General features: G+C 69.8%; 22 protein-coding genes, 1 tRNA gene and 1 pseudogene. 16 read left to right on the top strand and 8 right to left on the bottom strand.

Annotated elements, in window-relative coordinates:
• Position 1: 1 nt before the first annotated feature.
• Both BLT45_RS03810 and BLT45_RS18065 read right to left on the bottom strand, forming a co-directional pair.
• Positions 2–812, bottom strand: a pseudogene (locus BLT45_RS03810) (M90 family metallopeptidase).
• Positions 779–1,099, bottom strand: a complete 321-nt coding sequence (locus BLT45_RS18065; protein WP_139187908.1) for a hypothetical protein — start codon at positions 1,097–1,099, stop codon at positions 779–781. Before BLT45_RS18065 ends, BLT45_RS03810 begins: the two are co-directional and overlap by 34 nt.
• Before the next feature lie 193 nt (positions 1,100–1,292).
• On the opposite strand from BLT45_RS18065, the gene BLT45_RS03815 reads away from it, so the two are divergent.
• From BLT45_RS03815 to BLT45_RS03860, 10 genes are all read left to right on the top strand, one after another.
• Entirely contained in the window at positions 1,293–3,113 is a 1,821-nt protein-coding gene (locus tag BLT45_RS03815) for a DegV family protein (protein ID WP_139187910.1), read from the top strand.
• Positions 3,114–3,143: 30 nt separating this feature from the next.
• Positions 3,144–3,770, top strand: coding sequence for a glycerol-3-phosphate 1-O-acyltransferase PlsY (gene plsY, locus BLT45_RS03820; RefSeq protein WP_093295383.1), 627 nt, complete (start codon positions 3,144–3,146; stop codon positions 3,768–3,770).
• On the top strand, positions 3,767–4,732 hold the full coding sequence (birA, locus tag BLT45_RS03825; RefSeq protein ID WP_093295386.1) for a bifunctional biotin--[acetyl-CoA-carboxylase] ligase/biotin operon repressor BirA: 966 nt from the start codon (positions 3,767–3,769) through the stop codon (positions 4,730–4,732). Before plsY ends, birA begins: the two co-directional genes overlap by 4 nt.
• On the top strand, positions 4,729–5,478 hold the full coding sequence (locus BLT45_RS03830) for a type III pantothenate kinase (protein ID WP_093295389.1): 750 nt from the start codon (positions 4,729–4,731) through the stop codon (positions 5,476–5,478). The genes birA and BLT45_RS03830 overlap by 4 nt, the downstream gene beginning before the upstream one ends.
• Before the next feature lie 23 nt (positions 5,479–5,501).
• Positions 5,502–6,164 carry an SPOR domain-containing protein gene (locus BLT45_RS03835; RefSeq protein WP_093295392.1) on the top strand — a complete coding sequence of 221 codons (663 nt, stop codon included), beginning with the start codon at positions 5,502–5,504 and terminating at the stop codon, positions 6,162–6,164.
• A gap of 13 nt (positions 6,165–6,177) precedes the next feature.
• A tRNA-Thr gene (locus BLT45_RS03840) sits at positions 6,178–6,253 on the top strand.
• 97 nt (positions 6,254–6,350) lie between these two features.
• Entirely contained in the window at positions 6,351–7,274 is a 924-nt protein-coding gene (gene rocF / locus BLT45_RS03845; protein ID WP_093295393.1) for an arginase, read from the top strand.
• A 146-nt stretch (positions 7,275–7,420) separates the two neighbouring features.
• Complete coding sequence (locus BLT45_RS03850) at positions 7,421–7,573, top strand: entericidin A/B family lipoprotein (RefSeq protein ID WP_056879413.1); 153 nt, start codon at positions 7,421–7,423, stop codon at positions 7,571–7,573.
• 198 nt (positions 7,574–7,771) lie between these two features.
• Positions 7,772–7,906: an entericidin A/B family lipoprotein gene (locus tag BLT45_RS03855; protein ID WP_093295398.1), complete on the top strand. Its 135-nt coding sequence runs from the start codon at positions 7,772–7,774 to the stop codon at positions 7,904–7,906.
• 198 nt (positions 7,907–8,104) lie between these two features.
• Positions 8,105–8,326 (top strand): CsbD family protein, encoded by a 222-nt coding sequence (locus BLT45_RS03860; protein ID WP_093295401.1) that lies wholly within the window; start codon positions 8,105–8,107, stop codon positions 8,324–8,326.
• Positions 8,327–8,386: 60 nt separating this feature from the next.
• On the opposite strand, the gene BLT45_RS03865 is transcribed toward BLT45_RS03860, so the two are convergent.
• Positions 8,387–9,193, bottom strand: a complete 807-nt coding sequence (locus tag BLT45_RS03865; protein ID WP_093295404.1) for a hypothetical protein — start codon at positions 9,191–9,193, stop codon at positions 8,387–8,389.
• Between the two features lie 192 nt (positions 9,194–9,385).
• Here BLT45_RS03865 and BLT45_RS03870 point away from each other — a divergent pair, with 192 nt between their 5' ends.
• From BLT45_RS03870 to BLT45_RS03890, 5 genes are all read left to right on the top strand, one after another.
• Positions 9,386–10,678: a tryptophan--tRNA ligase gene (locus BLT45_RS03870; RefSeq protein ID WP_093295407.1), complete on the top strand. Its 1,293-nt coding sequence runs from the start codon at positions 9,386–9,388 to the stop codon at positions 10,676–10,678.
• Between the two features lie 3 nt (positions 10,679–10,681).
• Positions 10,682–10,981, top strand: a complete 300-nt coding sequence (locus BLT45_RS03875) for a hypothetical protein (RefSeq protein WP_093295410.1) — start codon at positions 10,682–10,684, stop codon at positions 10,979–10,981.
• A gap of 92 nt (positions 10,982–11,073) precedes the next feature.
• A complete protein-coding gene (locus tag BLT45_RS03880) occupies positions 11,074–12,003 on the top strand; it encodes an MBL fold metallo-hydrolase (RefSeq protein ID WP_093295414.1) in 930 nt (309 codons plus the stop codon).
• Positions 12,004–12,143: 140 nt separating this feature from the next.
• Entirely contained in the window at positions 12,144–13,790 is a 1,647-nt protein-coding gene (locus BLT45_RS03885) for a M28 family metallopeptidase (protein WP_254771783.1), read from the top strand.
• Between the two features lie 74 nt (positions 13,791–13,864).
• Positions 13,865–14,299, top strand: a complete 435-nt coding sequence (locus BLT45_RS03890; RefSeq protein WP_175455715.1) for a BLUF domain-containing protein — start codon at positions 13,865–13,867, stop codon at positions 14,297–14,299.
• Between the two features lie 5 nt (positions 14,300–14,304).
• Here BLT45_RS03890 and BLT45_RS03895 read toward each other — a convergent pair whose 3' ends face one another.
• The 5 genes from BLT45_RS03895 to BLT45_RS03915 all read right to left on the bottom strand — a co-directional run bounded on the left by BLT45_RS03895 (position 14,305) and on the right by BLT45_RS03915 (position 21,918).
• Positions 14,305–14,691 carry a VOC family protein gene (locus BLT45_RS03895; protein ID WP_093295420.1) on the bottom strand — a complete coding sequence of 129 codons (387 nt, stop codon included), beginning with the start codon at positions 14,689–14,691 and terminating at the stop codon, positions 14,305–14,307.
• 138 nt (positions 14,692–14,829) lie between these two features.
• Positions 14,830–16,230 carry a dihydrolipoamide acetyltransferase family protein gene (locus BLT45_RS03900; protein ID WP_093295423.1) on the bottom strand — a complete coding sequence of 467 codons (1,401 nt, stop codon included), beginning with the start codon at positions 16,228–16,230 and terminating at the stop codon, positions 14,830–14,832.
• A gap of 43 nt (positions 16,231–16,273) precedes the next feature.
• Positions 16,274–17,305: an alpha-ketoacid dehydrogenase subunit beta gene (locus tag BLT45_RS03905; RefSeq protein ID WP_093298475.1), complete on the bottom strand. Its 1,032-nt coding sequence runs from the start codon at positions 17,303–17,305 to the stop codon at positions 16,274–16,276.
• Positions 17,306–17,313: 8 nt separating this feature from the next.
• Positions 17,314–18,399 (bottom strand): pyruvate dehydrogenase (acetyl-transferring) E1 component subunit alpha, encoded by a 1,086-nt coding sequence (pdhA, locus tag BLT45_RS03910; RefSeq protein WP_093295426.1) that lies wholly within the window; start codon positions 18,397–18,399, stop codon positions 17,314–17,316.
• A 273-nt stretch (positions 18,400–18,672) separates the two neighbouring features.
• Positions 18,673–21,918, bottom strand: coding sequence for a lamin tail domain-containing protein (locus BLT45_RS03915; protein ID WP_093295429.1), 3,246 nt, complete (start codon positions 21,916–21,918; stop codon positions 18,673–18,675).
• Positions 21,919–22,128: 210 nt separating this feature from the next.
• Between BLT45_RS03915 and BLT45_RS03920 the strand changes: the two genes are divergently transcribed.
• The gene (locus BLT45_RS03920; RefSeq protein ID WP_093295432.1) at positions 22,129–22,989 is read left to right on the top strand and encodes a tryptophan 2,3-dioxygenase; all 861 of its coding nucleotides are present in this window, start codon (positions 22,129–22,131) and stop codon (positions 22,987–22,989) included.
• Positions 22,990–23,044: the final 55 nt, after the last annotated feature.

The following is a 23,044-nucleotide window of genomic DNA, read 5'->3' on the forward strand; positions in this document are numbered from 1 at the left end:
CTCAGCCGGCGGACGCGAACGGCGAGGGGCCGTAGAACCGGAGCAGGTGGTCCGCGACTGCCGGCACCGATTCGGCCAGCACCGAGGGTGCGGAGAAGTGGTACTCGGTCGTGACGGCGAAGAACTCTTCCGGCGCTTCCGCGGCGTAGGGGTCCAGCGCGGTCTCGCGGCCCAGGTCCACCTGCATGCAGAAGTCGTCGTAGGCGCGCTGGAAGTCGCTCGCCCAGCGGGCGTGCCACTCGCGGGGCAGGGGCGGCGTGCCATCGAGTTCGCCATCCAGCACATCGAGCTTGTGCGCCATCTCGTGCACGGCCACGCAGAAGCCGGCGTCGGGTTCCGCAAGGTCCGCCTGCACGTCGGCCCAGGAGAGGATCAGCGGGCCCTGGTCCCAGGCTTCGCCGGAGAGATCGTCTTCCCACTCGTGCAGCACGCCGGCGGCATCGGTGTGCGTACGCTGCACGCGGAACGCGTCCGGATAGACGATCAATTGCGACCAGCCGCGCAGGCCCGGCTCGCCGAACTCGAGCAACGGCAGGCTGCACAGGGCGGCGAGCTGCACGCGCTGGGCGTCACCCAGCGCGAGACCGGCCAGCGGGGTGATGGTCTTTTCGTGCAGGAATCGCGCCGCCAGCGCGCGCAGGCGATCCGCGCGAGCGTCATCCAGCGCGGCGGTCCACGCGGTGTCCGCGCGCACGGCATGCCACAGGGCGTCTTCGATGAAGGGGGCGGGGCGCCGCAAGCGGCGCAGCAATCCAATCACGGGTCGGTACGGTCCGCGTCAGCGGAACATGCCCGGCAGGAAGCTGTGCCACTTGGAGCCGCGGCTGCGCGGCAGGGGGGTCTCATCGTCATCGCCGCCACCGCGCGACGCGGGCGGCGTCAGCGCCGTAGGGGCGGCGTACTTGCTGCGCACGGCCGTGGCACGTGCACGGCGCGCATCCGTTGCCGTCGGTACGGCATCGCCCGGACGGTCCGCGACGGCGCGCTCCGCGACATCCTGGCAGACCGTGGCGTTGCCATTGGGCATGCTGCGCCCGTTCTGGGCGAGCACGGCCGCCGAGGCACCGAGGAGCAGCAGGGCAAGGCTGGCGCGAAGCATCGGTAGACTCCTGTCGGTCGGTTACGGCGGCCAGATGACACCGCCGACTATAGCCGGAAAGGCCCCTCCCCGGCATGGACCGGGGCGGCCGTGCGACGAAACGCCGATACACGGCGACGGAACGAGGGAACCCGCCGACCGGCTGCTGCGTCGCAGCAGGGGGCGGGCGCCGGTTGCGGCAGACTGGCGCCCCATGCCCGTCCCGCCGGACCGCCCGCTGACCGCCCCCGCCCTGCGCTTGGCGCTGATCGCGGGCGCCCGCCGCGTCATCGCCGCACGCGATGGGCTGAACCGGATCAACGTCTTCCCGGTGGCCGATGGCGACACCGGCAACAACCTCGCCTCCACCCTGGCCAGCGTGCTGCACGGGGCGCTGTCCCGCCCAAGCCAGCATGCCGGCGACCTGCTCAGCCGGGTCGGCAACGACGCCATCGATGGCGCGCGCGGCAATTCGGGGGCGATCCTGGCCCAGTTCCTGTACGGCGTCGCCGAGCGGGTACGCACCCTGCCGGAGCTCGACGCCCGCTCCCTCGCCGCCGCCGTCCGCCAGGGGTCGCAGAGCGCGCGCCAGGCGTTGGCGCAGCCGGTGGAGGGCACCATTCTCAGTGTCATCACCGCGTTCGCCGACGAGTTGGATGCCGCGGCCGCGGACCATGATGCGCCCGTCGATGCGCGCAGCGGTTTCGCCCGCGCCCTGGACCGCGCGCGCCGTGCGCTGGCCGATACGCCGCGACAGATGGCGCTGCTGCAGCGGGCCGGGGTGGTGGATGCCGGTGCGCAGGGGTTCGTCGACTTGCTCGAAGGCATCGCCGAGTTCGTCGAAGGCGGGCCGCGCGCCGTGCGCATGCGCGGCAGCGCGCCGCCGGCCGCGAACGACGCCGCCGAGCCGCTCGGCCACGAACACGACATCGATCCGGCGCACCGCTGGTGCACCGAATGCCTACTGCTGGGAGAAGGGCTGGACCGGCAGCGCCTGCGTGCCGCACTGGAGGCCGTGGGCGCGGATTCCATCGTCATCGCCGGGGGCGCATCGCGGCTGCGCGTGCACGCGCACACCGGATCGCCGCAGGCCCTGTTCGACGCCTGCGCGGCGCAGGGCCAGGTGGAAGGCATGAAGGCGGACGACATGGTCCGCCAGCAGGCCGCCGCCGCGCTGACCCAATCGCTGATGATCGTCACCGACAGTGCGGCCGACCTGCCGGAGGACATCGGCGAGCGGTATGCGATCGGCGTGGTGCCGGCGCGCGTGGACCTGGACGGCCGCGACTACCTGGACAAGGTGGGGCTGTCGACGGCCGAGTTCTATCGCCGCATGGCGGCTTCGCGGCAGTTGCCGCGCACCAGCCAGCCGCCGCCGGGCGATTTCCGTCGCCAGTTCGAGCTCTCGCTCGCGCATCACGCACGCGTCCTGTACGTCGGCCTGTCGCGCGCGCTGTCAGGCACGCTGCAGTCGGGCGAACATGCGGCCGCACGCGACCCGGGCGCACGCGTACGCGTGTTCGACACCGTCAACGCGGCGTGCGGCCAGGCGCTGCTGGTCTGGCGCGCGGCCGAGCTCGCGGCGCAGGGGCAGGGCGAATCCGACGTGGTGGCGGAGTTGGAACGCCTTCGTCCGCTCACCCTGATGTGGGCGATCGCGCCGGATATCTCGCACGCGGTGCGCGGCGGGCGCATTCCGCGTTGGGCCGCACCGATCGCACGGCTGACGGCGTTGACGCCGATGGCGAAGATGAGCGCCGACGGTCGCATGGTCGTGGCCGGCCTGCTGTTGACGCGGGCGAACGCACCGGAAGCCTTCGCGCGTCGTGTCGCACGCGCCTTGCCGGACGGCCAGCGCTGGCGGCTGATCGTGGGCCACTGCGATGCGCGGCCGGAGGCAGAACGGTTGCTGGCCGCGCTGCGCACGCGCCTCGACCTCGATGAGGATCGCCTGGTCGACACCGGCGCGGCCATCGGCGCGCACGCGGGGCAGGGCGCACTGATCGTCGCCGTGCAACCGGCACCGGCCGCCTGAGCACGGTGGGCCGTGGCCCATAATGGGGTCATGCTCGTCCTCATCCTCCTGATCGTTTCGGCCTACCTGCTCGGTTCGGTGTCCGGTAGCCTCACCTTGGGCCGTCTGCGCGGCGTCGACATCCGCACCCAGGGCAGCGGCAATGCCGGCGGCACCAATGCCTTCCGCACCCAGGGCGCGAAGTTCGCGCTGGGCGTCGTGGTGATCGATATCGGCAAGGGCGCGCTGGCGGCGTGGCTCGCGCTGCGATTCGCCCCGACGGATGGGCCGCTGCCGGTGCGCGCGGTTGCGTGGCTGGCGGTGACCGCCGCTGCCGTCGGCCACGTGTGGCCGCTCTGGCACGGGTTCCGCGGTGGCAAGGGCGTCGGCACGTTGCTGGGCGGCGTCGCGGTCCTGTGGCCTATCGCGCTGCTGCCGTTGTTCCTCGTCTGGGTGTGCGTGCTGGTGGGCAGCGGCTACGTGGGGCTGGCGTCCATCATCGCCGCGGCCTGCTTGTTGCCGCTCGCTGTGTGGCTGCGCGCGGAAGCCTCCACGCAGATCTTCGCCGCAGCGGCCGCACTGCTGGTGCTGTTCACGCACCGCGTCAACCTGCAGCGCCTGCGTGCGGGCACGGAGTCCCGGTTCGAGCGCGTGCGTTTCTGGCGCCGTCGCGCATGACGGGTGAACGCGACCTGCTGCAGCGTCTCGCGCAAGGGCCGGTGTCCGGCGATGCGCTCGCGCGCGCTGTCGGCCAGACGCGCGCCGCGGTGTGGAAGCGCATCGAAACCCTGCGCGAAGGCGGTGTCCGCATCGATGCGCAGCCGGGCCGCGGTTACGCATTGGCGTTCCCGGTCGAACTGCTCGAGGCCGAGCGCATGCGCGCGCAGATGCGGCACGCCGCCGCGGTGTCCACGCTCGACGTCGCGTGGTCCCTGGATTCGACCAACAGCGAACTGCTGCGTCGGAAGGCCCCTGCGCAGGGCGTCGACGTTCTGCTCGCCGAACAGCAGACCGGCGGACGCGGCCGGCGCGGACGGCACTGGTCATCGCCGATCGCGGCCAACGTGTATTTGTCGGTGTCGCGGCAGTTCTCCGGCGGCTTGGCGCGCCTGGGCGGTCTCAGCCTGGTGGTCGGCGTGGCCGTCGCCGAGGCGCTGCGGCAGGCGGGCTACGACGGCGTTGGCGTGAAGTGGCCCAACGATCTGTTGGCCGGCGATCGCAAGCTCGGCGGCATCCTCGTCGAAGGCGGGGGCGAACATGGCGGGCCGGTACGCGCGGTGATCGGCATCGGCATCAACGTGCGCATGCCGGACACGGCGGCCGGGGACATCCAACAGGCATGGACCGATCTCGCGATGCTGGGCGGAGGTGACGCCCCGTCGCGCAATGCGATCGCCGCCCGCGTGCTGGACGCGCTGTTGCCCGCACTGGATATCTTCGATGCCGAGGGCCTGTCGCCGTTCCTCGCGCGTTATGCCGCGCTCGACGTGCTGGCCGGTCGCACGGTCACCGTGCATGGGCCGCAGGGCGAAGAGCACGGCACCGCGGAAGGCATCGGCGAGGATGGCGCCCTGCAGGTCAGGATCGGTACGGAACGCCGGCGGGTGCACGCCGGCGATGTCAGCGTGAGGGCGACATGACGCAGTGGGTGTTCGATGTGGGGAACAGTCGCCTGAAAGCCGCGCCGCTGCATGCGGACGGCAGGCTCGGCGAGGCGGTGGCGGTGCCGCATGGAGAAGGCGGCATCGCATCCGCACTCGACGCGGCGTTGCCGCAGGCCGCAACGCGTTCGGCATCGGCCATCGTCGCCAGCGTGGCATCGGCCGCGCGCACGGCCGCGGTGGTGGACTGGCTCGCGACCCGGTTCGACAGCATCTCGATCGCACGCACGCAGCCTGCGCTGCTGGGCGTCCGTATCGCCTATGCGGACCCCGCGCGATTGGGCGTGGACCGTTTCCTCGGCCTGCTGGCGGCGCGTGCACGCGGCGCACAAGCGTGGCTGGTGGTGGGCGTAGGCACGGCATTGACGGTGGACCTGCTGGACGCGCAGGGGGTGCATCACGGCGGACGGATCGCGCCGTCGCCGACCCTGATGCGCGCCGCGCTGGAACAAGCGGCCGCGCAGTTGCCGGCGCAAGGCGGCGTGTACGCGGAGTTCGCCACCGACACGCCCGATGCGCTGGCATCCGGCTGCGACGGCGCGGCGCTGGGCCTGATCGAACGCAGCCTGGCGCAGGCGGGCGAGCGGCTGGGTATCCGACCGGGCCTGCTGCTGCATGGCGGCGGCGCCGAGGCGCTCCGGCCATGGCTGCCGGACGCCACGCTTGCCCCCGGGCTGGTGCTGGAAGGTCTCGCGCGCTGGGCGCGTGCCGGTATCGACGGCTGAGCCGGGCTGGCTAGAATCGACCCATGCTGATCCGTGCCCTGATCGTCCTGCTGGTGGTGCTGAACCTGGGCGCCGCCGCCTGGTGGCTGACCCGACCTGCACCCGAACCCGCCCCCCCTCCGGAACTGCCGGCGGGCGTGGCGCGCCTGCAACTGGTGGGCGAGGACGCCCCGACGGCGTCGACCGCGCCTTCGCCCGTGCCCGCCGCCGTGCCGCGTCTTCCGGCGGTCTGCTTCAGCCTGGGGCCGTTCACCAGCGACGCCGCGGCCACCCAGGCCAAGGACGCACTCGGTGCCGATCTGCTGCGCGTGCAGCTGCGCGAAGCGCCGGGCGCGAGCGCCAGCGGGTACCAGGTGGTGATGCCACCGGCCGCCTCGCTGGAAGAGGCGCAGGCCACCGCGGCGCGGATCGGTGCGGCCGGTTTCGATGATTTCCTGGTCGTGCGCCAGGGCGAACAGGCCAACGGCATCGCGCTCGGGCGCTACCGCAGCCGCGACGCGGCCGAGCGCCGGCTTGCCGAACTGCAGGCGGGCGGCTTCACCGCTCAGCTGCAGCCCGTGGGGCGCGCCGGACCCAGCCTGTGGTGGCTGGATGCGGGCGCAACGGAAGGCGCGGATCCGGCAGCGTTGGCCCGGCGCGCGTCCAGTGCCGCGCCGCAGCCGCTCGAATGCACGGCGCTGCGCTAGAATTGCCGCCCACGCCGCTTTAGCTCAGCTGGTAGAGCAACCGCCTTGTAAGCGGTAGGTCATCCGTTCGATTCGGATAAGCGGCACCAGTTTCCCGCTCCGTGCCGTGCCCCGCGTGTTGCGATGCCACAGGGCCGTCACCGCCGTCGGCATAGACTGTGCGTCTGTTTTCCGCCGGACGTACCCATGAGTCGAGCCTTTCCGCCCGTGTCGTTGATCGGCGTGCCCACCGATGTCGGCGCCGGCCACCGTGGTGCCCGCATGGGGCCCGATGCGCTGCGTATCGCCGGCCTGGGGGAAGCGCTGCTGGCGCGCGGCGTGGATGTCGTGGATACCGGCAATGTGCAGGGCCCGGCCAATCCGTGGACGGGGCCGGTCGAAGGCTATCGGCATCTCGATGAAGTCGTCGCCTGGAACCGCGCCGTGATGGACGCCACGGCGGCCGAACTGGCGCGCGGGCGCCTGCCGATCATGTTGGGGGGCGACCACTGCCTGGCGATGGGTTCGATCACGGCCGTGGCGCGGCACTGCCGCCAGGCCGGCAAGCAGCTGCGCGTGCTCTGGCTCGACGCGCATTCGGACTTCAACACCAGCGAGGTCACGCCGTCGGGCAACATCCACGGCATGCCCGTGGCCTGCCTGTGCGGCATCGGTCCGGACGCGCTGACCCGACTCGGCGGCGACGGCCCGGCGATCACGCCGTCGATGGTCCGGCAGATCGGCATCCGTTCGGTCGATCCGGAAGAGAAGAAGCTGATCAAGGACCACAAGGTCGACGTGTACGACATGCGCTACATCGACGAGGTCGGGATGAAGCGCACGGTGGAGGCCGCGCTGGAAGGCCTGGACGCCGACACCCACCTGCATGTCAGTTTCGACGTGGATTTCCTCGACCCGAGCATCGCGCCGGGCGTCGGCACCACCGTGCCGGGTGGCCCCAATTACCGCGAGGCGCAGCTGGTGATGGAGATGATCGCCGACACCGGCTTGATGGGCTCGCTGGACATCGTCGAACTCAATCCCGTGCTGGACCGGCGCAACCGCACCGCCAAGCTGACGGTGGACCTGGTGGAGAGCCTGTTCGGCAAGTCCACGCTGATGCGCGACTGACGCCGTCGCCGCAGGGAAAACTGCGACTGAACGGACCGGGGGAGGCTTCACGCGGCCTATACGGCGCCGCGTCGAAGGTGATCGCACACGCCGCCGCGGCGTGGGACGCACCTGCGGCGGCACCCCTTTCCACCAGGAGATGACACATGAAGCGTGCGATGACCCTGCTGATGCTGGCCCTGTTCTCGACGGCCGTCCTGTCCGGCTGCAACACCATGGCGGGCGCCGGCAAGGACGTACAGAAGGTCGGCGAAAAGGTCGAAGACAAGGCGCAGGACTGCAAGGACGGCAAGTGCTGATCCATGTGTGATGCCGGGGCCCCGAGGGGTTCCGTTGCAGGAAGGGCCGGGTCACTCCCGGCCCTTCCGCGTTCCGGCCATCGTGTTTGGTCAGCCGGCAGCCAGTGTGCTTGAATCAGACTGCGCGGGTGGGGCAGCACGCCGGTCCGCCGGCCTGCCCGAGCCCCGGATCGTCGGTACTGTCCACAGGAGTCGCTTATGAAGCGTTTCGTCGCGTTGATGCTGTTGTCCCTGTTCTCCATCGCCGTGCTGTCCGGCTGCAACACCGTCAAGGGGTTCGGCAAGGACGTGCAGAAGGTGGGCGAGAAGGTCGAGGATTCCTCGGGCAAGTAAGCGCCGGGTGTCCGATCAGAAAACGGGCCGCATCGCGGCCCGTTTTTTTGCGCGTTCATCGCCGCGAACGCGCCGTCATGCGCCTGAATGGTTCAGCGTTTCCTAATGGCGTGTTGACGCCTGCTTGATCGGATGAGAACGCTGCGCTTGCGATCCTGTGTGTGCGGCGCCCCCTGCCGCGAAACAAGCGAGGAAACCATGAATCAGGACATCATCGCCGGCAACTGGAAGCAGCTGAAGGGCAAGATCCAGGCGAAGTGGGGCGATCTCACCGACGACGATTTCAAGGTGGCCCAAGGCAACGCCGAATACCTGGAAGGCAGGCTTCAGGAGCGGTATGGCTACGATCGCGATCGCGCGCACACCGAGGTCGAGGACTTCCAGCGCACCCTGCGTTCCGACAAATCCATGAACCACTGACCGGCCGACGCCGCGCCGAGCAGGACGGGCCGCCTCGTGCGGCCCGTCTGCTTTTCCGTTTCAGTACCTGCGCGGCGGATCGGTGACGAAGCCGCCGGGGAAGGCGTTCGGCGCGTCTTCGCGCCAGACCGGGCCATGCAGGCGCGGCAGGATGCCCAGCGCGACGAGACGCCGGCGTTCGTCGTAATGCACTTCGCTCACCTGCTCGGGCTGCCGTGTCGCGCGCTCGAATCCCGTGCGCGAGGTCGGCGCCCATTCGCGATCGCCGTGGCCGGTGCCGATGCTCTGCTGGCGGGCGGATTCTTCATTGGCGATGGCGCGCGATGCGCCCGCAGGTGCCGCGGCGGCGTCGCTCGCTTCACCGCGTTTCTCCAGCCGCCCCCGCGCGATCGGCGGAGGCGAGTACTGCGGGTAATAGGTACGAGCCTCGCGAAAGGCGGCCACGCCGATCACGCCGACGTTGCGGGGCCGGCCGGTGCGCGCGGCGTAGCTGTCGCCGAGATCGGTGAAGACGAACTGCGCCACGTCCTGCATCGACTTGCGCCAGCCATTGATCTCGGTGGTCTGCCACGGTTCGAGCACATAGCCGGCCTGCGACGGGTGCGCGGTCTGGCCGGTGATCGCGTTGACGCCGTCGATCGACAGCACCACCAGCACGCGTTCGTCGGTGGTGTTGGTCAGACGGACGCTGTAGCGATGGCCGGGCGCGCCGGCGACCCAGATGTCGCCCCGATGCGGGTACTGGGACAGCCATTCGCCGCTGTCGCGGTCGACCACGCTGACATCGACCAGTGGACGGGCCTGGGTGGGGGCGCACGCCGCTAGCAACGCCAGCGTGGCCAGGGAAGCGAGGATCCGATGCAGCATGTCCGTTCTCCAGGTGGGGACGATGCTGGAAACGGGCCGTGGGCGGAAACGGGGTTGCCATGAAAGGCGTGGCCGCGACCGGTTAAGCCGGCAGCAGGGCCCGGCTGCGACGCCGTGTCGCAGGCCCGGTGCCGGCATCGCCCGGCCCCAGCCGGTAAACTGGCCGCTTTCCCGCATTCCCCCGCTTCGCACATGACCACCCGCGTCCTTACCGGCATCACCACCTCGGGCACGCCGCACCTGGGCAACTACGTCGGCGCCGTGCGCCCGGCCGTGGCCGCCAGCCGTGCCGCGGACACGGAGAGCTTCTACTTCCTGGCCGACCTGCACAGCCTGATCAAGGCGCAGGATCCCGCCCGCACCCAGCGTTCCACCCTGGAGATCGCGGCGACCTGGCTGGCCTGCGGGCTGGAGCCGGACAAGGTGTGGTTCTACCGCCAGAGCGACGTGCCGGAAATCACCGAGCTGACCTGGTTCCTGACCTGCGTGGCGGGCAAGGGCATCCTCAACCGCGCGCACGCCTACAAGGCCGCGGTGGACAAGAACAACGCCGAAGGCGAAGACCCGGATGCCGGCGTCAGCGCGGGCCTCTTCATGTACCCGGTGCTGATGGCCGCCGACATCCTGATCTTCAACGCGCACCAGGTGCCGGTGGGCCGCGACCAGATCCAGCACATCGAGATGGCGCGCGACTTCGGCCAGCGTTTCAACCACGTGTACGGCAAGGAGTACTTCACCCTGCCGGAAGCGCTGATCGACGACAACGTGGCCACGCTGCCCGGGCTCGACGGGCGCAAGATGAGCAAGAGCTACAACAACACCATCCCGCTGTTCGCGCCGCGCGAGGAGCTGAAGAAGCTGGTGTTCTCGATCCTGACCGACTCGCGCGACCCCGGCGAGCCGAAGGACACCGAGGGTTCGGCGCTGTTCCAGCTGTACCAGGCCTTCGGCAGCGCCGACGAAACGCGCGCGTTCGCGCAGAAGTTCGCCGACGGCATCAGCTGGGGCGACGCCAAGCAGCAGCTGTTCGAGCGCATCGATGCGGAGATCACCCCGCTGCGCGAGAAGTACGAAGCGCTGATGGCGAAGCCGGCCGACATCGAGGCCATCCTGCGCGATGGCGCGCGCCGCCTGCGCGAGCGCTATGCCGCGCCGCTGCTGGCGGAACTGCGCCACGCCGTGGGCCTGCGCGACCTGTCGCAGCAGCCGGTAGTGGACACCCAGGTCGCCGCGAAGGCCGCGTTGCCGGTGTTCAAGCAGTACCGCGACACCGACAGCCGGTTCTACTTCAAGCTGGTCGATGCCGAAGGCAACGTGCTGGTGCAGAGCAACGGTTTCGATTCGCCGAAGGACGCCGGCAAGCTGATCGGCGTGCTGAAGCAGGCCGAGCAGGCGGATGCGATGGAGACGCCGGAGATCGTCCTGCAGGTGCCCGTCGGCGATGTGCTGGCGGCGCTGGCCGCGCTGCGCGCGGCGGAGGCCTGAGCCATGCCGTATCTGGCGGTTATCCTCTTCTTTCCATGGTTCCTGCTGCTGGGTTCGCTGTTCTGGCTGTTCCCGCGACAGCCGCGCACGGCGCGCCGCAAGGGCTTCGACCTGGCCGCGCTCGCGGTCGCCTTCGTGCTCAGCTTCATCGGCATGCAGTGGGGCTATGCCCTCGGCGCATCCGATGTCGGTACGGGCGCGATCTGGAAGCAGGTGCTGGCCACGCTGGTGGCGTACGGCGCCTTCCTGTTCGTGCTGACGCTGGCGGTGCCGCTGCGCGGCTGGTGGCTGTCGCGCGGCTGAGCCGCGGGGACAGCGTGTTCCACCAAAGGCGGGTCGTGCCGGCGCGACGCGGGGACTAGAATCGGTCCATCCGTCCCCACACAGGTCCGCGGATGAGCCTCCACGGCATCCACACCATCGACACCGCGTTCCAGCGCGACCATTTCGACGCCGCCTACCTCATCGTCGAGGACGGGCGCGGCGCGTTCGTCGACTGCGGCACGAACCATTCCGTCCCGCTCCTGCTGGCGGCCGTGCAGCAGGCGGGCATCACGCCCGCCGACGTCGACCTGCTCATCGTCACCCATGTGCACCTGGACCATGCCGGCGGAGCCGGCCTGCTGATGCAGCAGCTGCCGAACGCCACGCTGGTCGCGCATCCGCGCGCCGCGCCGCACCTCATCGATCCGGAAAAGCTCATCGCCGGTGCCACCGCCGTCTATGGCGAAGAGGAAATGCAGCGTAGCTACGGCAGCATCCAGCCCGTGCCCGAGTCCCGCGTGCGCATCGTCGCCGATGGCGAAACAGTGATGCTGGCCGGTCGCGCGCTGGAATGCATCGATACGCCGGGCCATGCGCGCCATCACCACTGTATCTGGGATGCGCGCAGCCGCAGCTGGTTCACCGGCGACACCTTCGGATTGTCCTATCGGGAGCTGGATGGCCCGCAGGGCGCCTTCATCCTGCCCACGACCACGCCGGTGCAGTTCGAGCCCGAGGCCTTGAAGTCCAGCATCGCGCGCATGGTCGCGCGCGCGCCCGAGGCCATGTACCTGACCCACTACGGCCGCGTCGGCGACGTGCCGCGTCTCGCTCAATCGCTGTACGAACAGATCGACGCGATGGTGGCGATCGCCGACAGCTGCGACGGTCGCGCGGACCGGCACCGCTGCCTGACGGCCGGACTGACCGCGCTTTACCTGGAACGCGCCCATGCCCTGCAGGTCCCGCTGGCGGACGAAGACGTCGAACGCATCCTGGCGATGGACATCGAGTTGAATGCGCAGGGCCTGGGTGTGTGGCTGGATCGTGGGCGGCCGTGAATCCCGCAGGTCCATGAATCTTCGTTTGTGGGAGCGACGTCAGTCGCGATGAAGAGCCAAAGATCCGTCATCGCGACTGACGTCGCTCCCACATCCATCCTCTAGACTGGCGACGTCCATCGCATCAGATCGAGATTCCCATGAAGCGCTCTTTCCCGTTGCTGCTGTTGTCGTTTGGCATGGCCCCCGCTTTCGCCGCGGACATCCCCGGCGGCGGCATCAGCGCCGACAACCTGTCGAAGCATGTGGAAGTGCTGGCTTCGGATGAATTCGAAGGCCGCGCGCCGGCGACACCCGGTGAGACAAAGACGATCGCCTACATCGTCGACGCCTTGAAGAAGGCGGGTGTCCAACCCGGTGGCGAACAAGGCGGCTGGACGCAGGCGGTGCCGCTGGTGCGCGCGCAGGTGGACGGTCCTGTGCGCGCGTCGCTGCACGTCGATGGCGCTACCCAGGCGCTCGCCAATGGCGAGGACGTGGTGTTGCAGAGCCTGAGTCCGGTCGACAGGGTCGCCGTCACCGACGCGCCGCTGATCTTCGTCGGTTATGGCGTCGATGCGCCGGAGCGGGACTGGGACGACTTCAAACAGGTCGACCTGCGCGGCAAGGTCGCGGTGGTGCTGGTCAACGATCCGGATTTCGAGACCGATGCGCCGGGTGCGTTCGACGGGCGTGCGGTGACCTATTACGGCCGCTGGACCTACAAATACGAGGAGCTCGCGCGCCAGGGCGCTGCGGGCGTGCTGATCGTCCATGAAACGGCGCCGGCCGCCTACGGCTGGGCGACCGTGCGCGCCTCCGGCCTGTCGGCGGTGTTCGATATCCCGCGACCGGACGCGGCGGAGTACCACACCCTGCTGCGGGGCTGGATGCAGCGCGACCTCGCGGTGTCGCTGTTCAAGCGCGCGGGGCTGGATTTCGATGCGGAGAAGCGCCGTGCGCAGACGGAGGCGTTCACGCCGGTGGCGCTGGGCGATGCCACCTTGTCCGCCGCGTTCGCGGTGAAGCGCGACCAGGTGGTCACGCGCAACGTCATCGGTCGGCTGGAGGGTGCGCAGCGCCCCGACGAAACCGTCATCTATTCCGCGCACTGGGATGCCTTCGGTGTGGGCGAACCCGACGCGGCTGGCGACGCCGTGCGGCACGGCGCGGTCGACAACGCGACCGGGGTGGCTGCGGTGATCGAGCTGGCGCGGGTGTTCGCCGCCGGCCCGCGTCCGCAACGCACGCTGCTGTTCATGGCACTGACGGCCGAGGAGAAAGGCCTGCAGGGCGCGACGTATTACGCGGCGAATCCGCTCACCGCCTTGGCGAAGACCGCCGCCGTGCTGAACATCGAAATGCTCAGCCCCGATGGCCCCACCCACGACATCGCCTCGTGGGGCAACGGGCGCGTGTCGCTGGAAGGCGACCTGAAACGCGTGGCGGAGGCGCAAGGTCGGACGTACTCGCCGGACCCGAACCTGGAAGCGGGCTTCTTCTACCGTGCCGACCATTTCGCCTTCGCGCGCGCTGGCGTTCCGGCGATCACCGTCGGCGCAGGCCTGGATCGCGTGGAGGGCGGCGTCGCTGGCGGCAAGGCCCTGCGCGATGCCTACTTCGCCAAGTGCTACCACCAGCCGTGCGATGCCTGGACCGACGGATGGGATGCGCGTGGTCAGGCGCAGGACGTGGAGATCCTCTATGCGCTGGGTCGCGAGATCGCCGACGGCGCGACGTGGCCGCACTGGCGGGAGGGCTCGGAGTTCGAGGCCACGCGCGCGCGCAGCGACGCCGAGCGCAAATAACCGCACGCATTCGCACCGCTGATGCGGTGGTGCGCGCTATGCTGCGCATCCTTGTTGTCTTCGCGGTCGTTGCCATGACGCCTCACCACGCATTGGTCTACCAGAGCCAGGCCACGCGCCCGCTGGATGCGTCCGACCTCGACATCCTGCTGCTGGACGCGCGCATCAACAACGAACTCGCGAACGTCACCGGCGTGCTGCTGTACGGGGACCAGCAGTTCGTGCAGTACCTTGAAGGCGCGCGCCCTGACGTGGAGCAGATCTACGCGCGGATCACGCGGGCCAGCCAGCATCACCGGCTGGAAATCCTCGAGCAGGGCAGGGTCGAGGCCCGCCGGTTCCAGCGCTGGCACATGGGGTTCTCGGACGCGCCGCAGACCGTGGTGCAGCAGTTGAGCCAGGCGCAATGGAAGCGCGACGCGCCGTGGCTGGACGAGCACGTCCCATCGTCGCCGGGGCTGGCGCGCCTGCTCACGTTCTGGAGCGAGCAGGCCATCCTCAGCCGCTGATGCGGTCAGGGCCAGCGGTTCGGCGTGTCCCGCGCGCTGTCCTCGTCCATCGGCACCACGCAGAAGCGATGGCCGGTGGGCGCTTCCATCACCCACCAGCGGTTGCGTACGTGCTGCACGCGCCTGGCGCCGAGCGCTTCCAACCGCACGACTTCGGCCTCGATGTCGTCGGTCTCGATGTCCAGGTGCACGCGCGCTTCGTGCTTCACCTTCTGGACTTCGATATGCAGGCCGCCCGGACCGGGCTCGAACTTGTCGTAGATGCCCAGGCCGCCATCGTCCGGGTGCGTGACCTTCAGGCCGAGCGCAGCGCTCCAGAACGCGGAAGCCGCGGGCAGGTCGTCGACCTGGCTGTCGATGATGAAACCGGCGAGGCGACTGCGGTGGCTCATGGCGACTCCTGCGGTGGGATCACCGCGGCATCCTGCCACGCTTCGCGGTCTGAGGTTGCCCTCATCCCGCGCGTCCGGTGCAGGGCGTGAGTGAGCGGCCGATGCTACGCACCGCTCACCGGATGCCCTGGCGCACGGTCAGTGCGGCAACGCGAGGTCGTCGATCAAGGCCTTGAGGAAGCGCGCCGCTTCGCCGCCCGTGCAGGCGCGGTGGTCGAACGTCACCGACAGCGGAATGACCTTGTGCGATTCGAAGCCGCCCATCACCGGCGTGACCTGGTGGCGGGCGCGGCCGGCGGCGATGATGGCCACGCACGGCGGCACCACCACGGGGGTGGCGTAGCGGCCGGCGAACATGCCGAAGTTGCTCAGCGAGATCGTGTAACCGGTCAGTTCGGACGGTGGGATGCTGCGGTCTTCCACCTGCGCGCGCAGGCGGTTGATGCTTTCGCGCACGCCGCTGGCTTCCAGCAGGTCCGCATTGCGCAGCGCGGGGACGAACAGGCCGTCGTCGGTATCCACGGCGATGCCGATGTCGACATGCGGATGCAGCGTACGGGTCAGCTTGTCGCCATCGAACCAGGCGTTCATCGCCGGCACCGTCTTGCAGGCGCGGACGATGGCGCGGACCAGGCGGCCGGTCATGTCGTTGCCGGGCGTCCAGGCATGCACGTCGGCGTCGTCGCTCAGCGTGGTCGGCACCACCCTGGCATGGGCGTCGGCCATGACGCGCGCCATGTTGCGGCGCACGCCCTTGAGCTGTTCGGGCTGGCCGCTGACGGACACGCCCGGCGGCTGCGTGCGCATCGGCTTGCCGCTGGCCGACAGCGCAGTGCGCTGATCTTCCCTTCTCCCCTCGGGAGAAGGTGCCCGAAGGGCGGATGAGGGTTCGGTACGAGCGCTAGCGACGGGATGCTGCGCACCCTCTCCCCCGACCCCTCTCCCGGCGGGAGAGGGGAGCAGATTGGATCCGTCGGCGGCCGCCTGCTTCACATCCTGCATCGTGACCGCGCCATCGCCGCCGGTCGCACGCACGCGGGTCAGGTCCACGCCGAGCTTCTTCGCCATCGCGCGCACGGCCGGCATCGCCTTGACGCCCCCGACGGCGATGGCCTGCTCGGTGTGCACCGCGTTGGACGATTGCATGGCACCGACCACGGTGCCGGCGTCGTCGCGCTCGCCGCCGTCGTTTGCCGCCGGTGCGGAAGCCGCAGCTGCGGGCGGCGCGGCCTGTTCCTTGGGCGGGCCGTGGTGGTGGCCGGTGTCCTGGCCTTCTGCGCGCTGCGGCAGGTTGGCATCGGGTTCGAACACGGCGAGCATGCTGCCGGTGACCACCACGTCGCCCGCCGCGCCGGCCAGCTTCACCACCTTGCCGGACACCGGGGACGGCACTTCGACCACGGCCTTCGCGGTCTCCATCGACACCAGCGGTTCGTCCAGCCGGATCACGTCGCCTTCCTTGACGAACCACTCGACGATGGTCGCGTCCGGGAGGCCTTCGCCCAGGTCGGGAAGGTGGAAGGTCTTGCTCTCGCTCATTCGGAAGGTCTCTTCGTAAGTCGTTTCGTGGACCGACGCGCGGTCAGCCGTTCGCCATCGCCCGCTTCGCCGCCGCGACGATCTTGTCGACGCTGGGCAGGTACTTCATCTCGAGGCGGAACAGCGGAATATGGGTGTCGTAGCCGGTGACGCGCTCGACCGGAGCGAGCAGGTCGTACATCGAGTGCTCGGCCAGGCGCGCGGCGATCTCCGCGCCGAAGCCCGCGGTGCGCGGTGCTTCGTGCACGATCACGCAGCGACCGGTGCGGGCCACCGATTCGGCGATGGTGTCGAAGTCGAGCGGACGCAGCGTCGCCACGTCGATGACTTCGGCGCTGATGCCTTCGCCGGCCAGCTTGTCGGCGGCTTCCAGCGCTTCCTTCACCTGTGCGCCCCAGGTCACCAGGGTCACGTCGGTGCCGTCGCGCAGCACGAAACACACGTCCAGCGGCAGCGCCTCGCCGTCGTCGGCGACCACTTCCTTGTACTGGCGGTAGATGCGCTTGGGCTCCATGTAGATGACCGGGTCCGGGTCGCGGATGGCGGCCAGCAGCAGACCGTAGGCGCGCTGCGGCGAGGACGGCATCACCACGCGCAGGCCGGGCACGTTGGTGAAGATCGCCTCGTTGGCCTCGCTGTGGTGTTCCGGCGCGCGGATGCCGCCGCCCCACGGCACGCGCAGCACCATCGGGCAGTGCAGGCGGCCACGCGTGCGGGTACGCAGGCGGGCGGCGTGGCAGATGATGTGGTCGACCATCGGATAGACGAAGCCGTCGAACTGCGCTTCGGCCACCGGTTTCATACCTTGCGCGGCCAGACCGACCGTCAGGCCGGCGATGGTGGTCTCGTCGAGCGGCGTGTCGAGCACGCGCTCCGGGCCGAACTTCTGCTGCAGGCCCGCGGTGGCGCGGAACACGCCGCCGTTCACGCCCACGTCCTCGCCCAGCACCAGCACGGATTCGTCGTGCGCGATCTCCCAGGCCAGCGCCTGGGTGATGGCTTCGATCAGGGTGATCGCCGTCGGGGCGGCCACGGTCTCGGCGTTCTGTGTCTTCGCCACGGTCTTGTTCTCCATCACGGCGCTCATGCGCGGCCCTCCGCGGCGATCGCGGCGGCGCGTTGCTGCAGCAGTTCCGGCGGCGGGTCGGCGTACAGGTAGTCGAACATCGCCTCGACCGGCTGCACCGGCGTGTTGAGGTAGGCGTTGACCTCTTCGTCGACCAGCGCGCCGCACTCTTCCTTCCACGCGGCTTCGTCGGCTTCGCTCCAGGCGCCCTGCGCGGTCAGCCAGGTGCGCAGGCGGGTCATCGGCTCGCGCGCCCAGCCGGCCTTCACTTCGGCATCGTCGCGGTAGCGGCGCGCGTCGTCGGCGGTGGTGTGGTCGGACAGGCGGTAGGTGACGAACTCGATCACCGTGCCGCCCTGGCTCTTGCGGGCGCGCTCGCTGGCGCGGCGCATGCCCTCGAGCACGGCGATCAGATCGTTGCCGTCCACCTGAAGGCAATGCAGGCCGCCGGCCAGGCCCTTCTGCGCCAGCGTCTGCGCGCCGGTCTGCGCGCTGCGCGGCACCGAGATCGCCCAGCCGTTGTTGATCACGCCCAGCACCAGCGGCAGTTCGTAGGCGCCGGCGGAATTCAGCGCGGCGTAGAAGTCGGTCTTCGACGAACCGCCGTCGCCGCAGGTGCTCACCGCGATGTGCGGCTGCTTGCGCAGCTTGAAGGATAGCGCCGCGCCGGCCGCATGCAGGCACTGGGTGGAAATCGGCACGCAGAACGGGAAGTCGATGCGTGCATCGCTGTCGCGGTCGAAGTCGCTGCCGCGCTCGTCGCCGCCCCAGTACATCAGCACGTCGCGCGGTTTCACCCCGCGCATGAACATGGCGCCGTACTCGCGGTAGCTGGGCGCATAGACGTCGCCGGTGCGCATCGAGGCGCCGATGCCGACATGGGTGGCCTCGTGGCCCAGGCAGCTGGCGTAGGTGCCCAGCTTGCCGGTGCGCTGCAGGGCGATCGCCTTGGTGTCGAAGGTGCGGACGAACAGCATCTGCTTGAACAGCTCGCGCAGGCGGGCGATGTCGCGCCCGGCCTCGGGCAGGTCGGGGCGGACCAGGGTGCCGTCGGGCCCCAGGTACTGGAGGTATTCGATCTCGAAGCTTGCGGCGATGCTCATCTGGACGGTGTTCTCGTCGATAGGCGGAATTGGTTTCAGATGTAATTTTAGGAGCGGCGATCCGGATGGCCGTCGTGCAATGCAGCAAGACGACGGCGCATGGCACCCGGCGTGGCAGGAAACCGGTGCGGAAACAGGGGCTTGCCGGGCTGTCGTTCGGTGTCAGCCTGCCTGCGGTCGGCGTGGGCCGGACGTGATGCGCGTCGCGGGCTGCGCAAACGACAAGGGGCGCGGTTGCCCGCGCCCCTGTCGACCCCACGATGGCGGGAAAGTTCAGCGGATGCGCTGAACCAGGCGATCGTGGTTGTTGGCGGTGTCCGGGTCCGGCGTGTCGCTGCTGACCGTCGCCTCGAACTCGAACGAGGTGCCGCGCTTGGGCTTGCCGGGCACGACCATCGCGAAGGCCAGCGTCTGCACGCTCTTCGGCATGGCGCCGCGGCGGGTGCATTCGGCCTTCGAGCCGTCGGCGGTGTCCTGCACGCGGGTGCACGACCAGCCGCTCGGAGCGGCGACCGCGGCGTAGCGGGCGTCGACGTTGCTCGACAGCACCACCTTGACCTGCTCGGCGGTGTCCGGACCGGCGTTGCGCACCGGCACCAGCAGGGTGGCGATGGTGTTGCGCAGCAGCGGCAGCGCGCCACCGGCCAGCTTCACCGACAGGTCGGCCTTGCGGGTCGGCAGGGCGGCGACGGCCACCGAGACGGCGGCGGTGTTGTCGCCGTTGGCCGGGTCGAGCACGGTCGAATGGGCCGACACGCCCAGGCCGAGCGTGGCGCCCGCCGCGCTGGCCGGGACGACCGCATCGAGCGCGAAGGTCGCTTCGCTTCCCACCGCCAGCGAGGGCACGGTGCAGGCCACGCGGGTGGTGCCCGCGGTGACTTCCGGTGCCGCACAGTTCCAGCCGGCCGGCAGCGTGGCCAGCGACGGCGACAGCTCGGCCGAGAACACGAAGGCGAACGCCGCCGGCGATGCCGCACCCGGTCCGGCGTTGCGGACGGTCGCGGTGTAGCGCACGGTCTCGCCGACGTTGGCGGTGGCGCGGTCGGCCGACACCGTCGCCGACAGGTCGGCGCGGGCGAACGACGGCACGCGGATGCTCAGGCGTACCGGATCGTGGTCGGACGAGCGCAGCGCGACGGTGGCGTCGCCGAAGTTGTCCACGCCGAAGTCCGCGTTGATGCGCGCATGGTCCACGCGCAGGCCGGCGGCCATCACCAGGGCTTCGTTGAACAGCACGTGGTCCAGCGTCTGCGCATTGCCCTCGAACGAGTACGAGTAGCGGTGCGCCGGATCGGCGATCAGCTGCGAGCCGTCGACCAGCGGCGTGGAGACCGGGCTGGCCATCCAGGTCAGCACCTGGTCTTCGGCCGCGGCTTCGCCCTTGATGATGCCCATCACGTCGACGTAGCCGTCGTTGAACTCGAACGCGTTGAAGTCGCCGACCAGCACGATCTTCTCGTCCGGGTTCGCCTGCTGCATCTCCTCCACCAGGCCGGCGAGGTAGACCGCCTGGGCGCCGCGCTTCACCCGCACGCGCTCGCCGCCGGTGGCCCAGCCGCTGCTGCCGGGCAGGGTGTCGTTGATGTCGTTGAGCGAACGCAGGTGGTTGACGATGACCGTCAGCGGATAGCTCGACGCGGCGTCCTGGTGCACGCGGGCGCGCAGGCGCAGCGGCGGGCGGTCGTTGAGCAGGCTGGTGGTGCCGTTCGGGTTCGGGATGGTGGTCTCCTTGCCGAACTGCGCCACGTCCAGCACCTCGACGCGGGCGATGCCGCTCGCCGTCAGGCGCGAGCTGACCAGGAAGCCGACGTTGATGCCGCCCACGTCGTTGCCCGGCTGCAGGTACGGCACGTAGCCCGGGCGCGCGGCGCAGGTCGCGTCGATGCGCTCGGACAGCAGCTGCAGCACGCGCAGGTTCTCCACTTCCACCGCGCCCAGGATGTCCGGGGTCTTCAGGTAGTCGCAGATCGCCAGCGCCGCCTTGGCCAGGCGCTTGTCCAGCGCTTCCGCCGTCAGCGTCACCGCGCCGTTGCTGTCGTTGACCTCGTCGAACAGGCGCAGCAGGTTGAAGCTGCCGACGGTGACTTCATCGTAGGCGGCGTCGTTGACGGCTTCCGGCGCCATGCCGCCGGTGATCGTCGGCGGCGTGGCCACGTCGGGCAGCAGCGCCCAGGTACCGGCGAAGTAGTCGAGCACGCCCAGCAGGCCGGCGACGGCCGCGCCGGTGTCCGTCGACAGCGGCAGCGCGCCGACCTGGCCACGGCTGCGCACCATCAGGCGTTCCTGGTTGGTGTCGAAGCGCGGTGGGTTCTTGCCGGCCGGCAGGGTGATGGCATCCATCACGGCGATGCCGGGCTCACGGAACGGACGCGCCACGCCGGGCAGGGCGACATGGAACACGCCGTCGCTGAAGGACAGGGCGTCGTTCTCGTCCAGGCTGCCGCCGGACGGTGCGATCACCACGGACTGCGCCACGCTGACGCGCATGCCTTCCAGGCGTTCCAGCGTGCCGGGCAGCGCGTCGGGGCCGAGTTCGGCGGCAGTCAGTTCGATCGCGGCGGGCAGGGCCACGCCGGTCTCGAGCACTTCGACCGTCGGGGTGACGATCTCGGTGATCGCCAGCTGGTGCGGGTTGGCCGACGGGGTGTATTCCTCCACCGTGCCGGTCACGCGCACGCGGGTGCCGACGGCGGCGGTCGCGGGCGGCGCGCTGCTGGTGAACACGAAGACGGCATCCGACGTGGCCGGGTCGCCATCGTCGTTGGCGGCCTGCAGGAAGAAGCCGTTGTTGAACTTGATCGCGGTGACGATGCCTTCGGTCACCACGCGCTTGCCGTTGTGCGGCGACAGCAGCGCGTTGCCCTGGATCTGGGCGATGGTCAGGGCCAGCGGCGGGTCCGGCGGTTCCGGCGGCTCGGCGCCGCTGTTGCGCGGATTCGGCGCGCCGACGGCGAAGTCGGCGCCGTTGTTGTTGGTGTCGATGCTGCCGTCGCCGCCACGCAGCGCCGCGGTGGTGTTGCTCAGCGTGCCGGTGGGCGCGCTGCCTTCGAAGCAGTTGGCCGCGCTGCCGAAGCCGACGAAGTCGACCACGTTCGCATCGGTGGTCGGGCAGGCGCCCGTCAGGGCCGTGGTGCTGCGGCTCAACGCGACCTTGCCGGCGGTGCCGCTCATGGCGATGGTGCCGGTCGCGTCGGGCGTGGGCAGGTCCACCGTGCCGCCGGCGCCCTGCGCCTGCTGGACCAGGTAGAAGCCGCCGGCCGGGATGGTGCCGGTGAGGTTGGTGCGCCCGCTCCAGGTGGTGCCGGCGGAGGAGGTGTACTGGACGCTCCAGCCGGTCAGGTCGATCGCGGTCGGCCCGTTGTTGCGCAACTCGATGAAGTCGTTCTTCAGCGTGGCGCCGCTGTTGCCGCCGCCGCCGTACACCTGGCTGATGACCACCTGTGCCTGTGCCGACGACGCGGCGAACAGCAAGGCGCAAGACGCGAACACGGCCGCAAGGCGGCCCCGTGGCATTTCCATGGAACGGGTTCTCCCTCAGTGGATTGGACGCCGACCCCCACGGGAGCGATGCCGCCCCCGGCCGACGCAATGTAGCGGAAGCCTGTGGTACACGCATTGCATGGGCATGACATAAGTGCCGGTTTTCCATCACCTTGCCCGGGTCGCCCGCCCTCATCGGTTACGCTGGCGCCCCCGCCGCCCCCCGGGCGGCTCCCGGTTGATCGACGGATGGCCGTAGAAAAGAACGAGCGCCCGCTGGAAGCGGGCATCCACACCGACCTCTCCGGGCGGATGAGCTACGGCGGCTACCTGCAGCTGGACCGCCTGCTGTCCGCGCAGCATCCGGTATCGGATCCGCCGCACCACGACGAGATGCTCTTCATCGTCCAGCACCAAGTCTCGGAGCTGTGGATGAAGCTGATGATCCACGAGCTGCGCGCCGCGATCGGCTTCCTCCAGCGCGACCAGGTCTGGCAGGCCCGCAAGGTGATGGCGCGTGCCAAGCAGGTGCTGCGCCAGCTGACCGAGCAGTGGTCGGTGCTGGAGACGCTGACGCCGTCCGAGTACATGGGCTTCCGCGACCTGCTGGGCCCGTCGTCGGGCTTCCAGTCGCTGCAGTACCGCACCATCGAATTCCTGCTGGGCAACAAGAACGCGGCGATGCTGAAGGTGTTCGCCCACGACCCCGAGGGCCATGCCGGGCTGGAAGCGGTGCTCGACGCGCCCAGCCTGTACGACGAGTTCCTGATGTACCTCGCGCGCTGGCACCATGCGATCCCCGCGCAGCACCTGCAACGGGACTGGCGCCAGTCGCATTCCGCCGATGCCGCGTTGCTGCCGGTGTTCGAGGCCATCTACGAGGACACCGACCGCTACTGGCGCGAGTACTCGCTGTGCGAGGACCTGGTGGACCTGGAGAGCCAGTTCCAGCTGTGGCGCTTCCGCCACATGCGCACGGTGATGCGCATCATCGGCTTCAAGCGCGGTACCGGCGGCTCGAGCGGCGTGGGCTTCCTGCGCCAGGCCCTGGAGCTGACGTTCTTCCCGGAGCTGTTCGACGTACGCACCTCGATCGGGCCCGGTCGCTGACGGCGGGCCGCACGAATTCCCGTCGAAATCCCTTGAAAATCAGCGGATTGACTCG

It is taken from the genome of Pseudoxanthomonas sp. CF385 (assembly GCF_900104255.1).
Taxonomy (GTDB): Bacteria; Pseudomonadota; Gammaproteobacteria; order Xanthomonadales; family Xanthomonadaceae; genus Pseudoxanthomonas_A.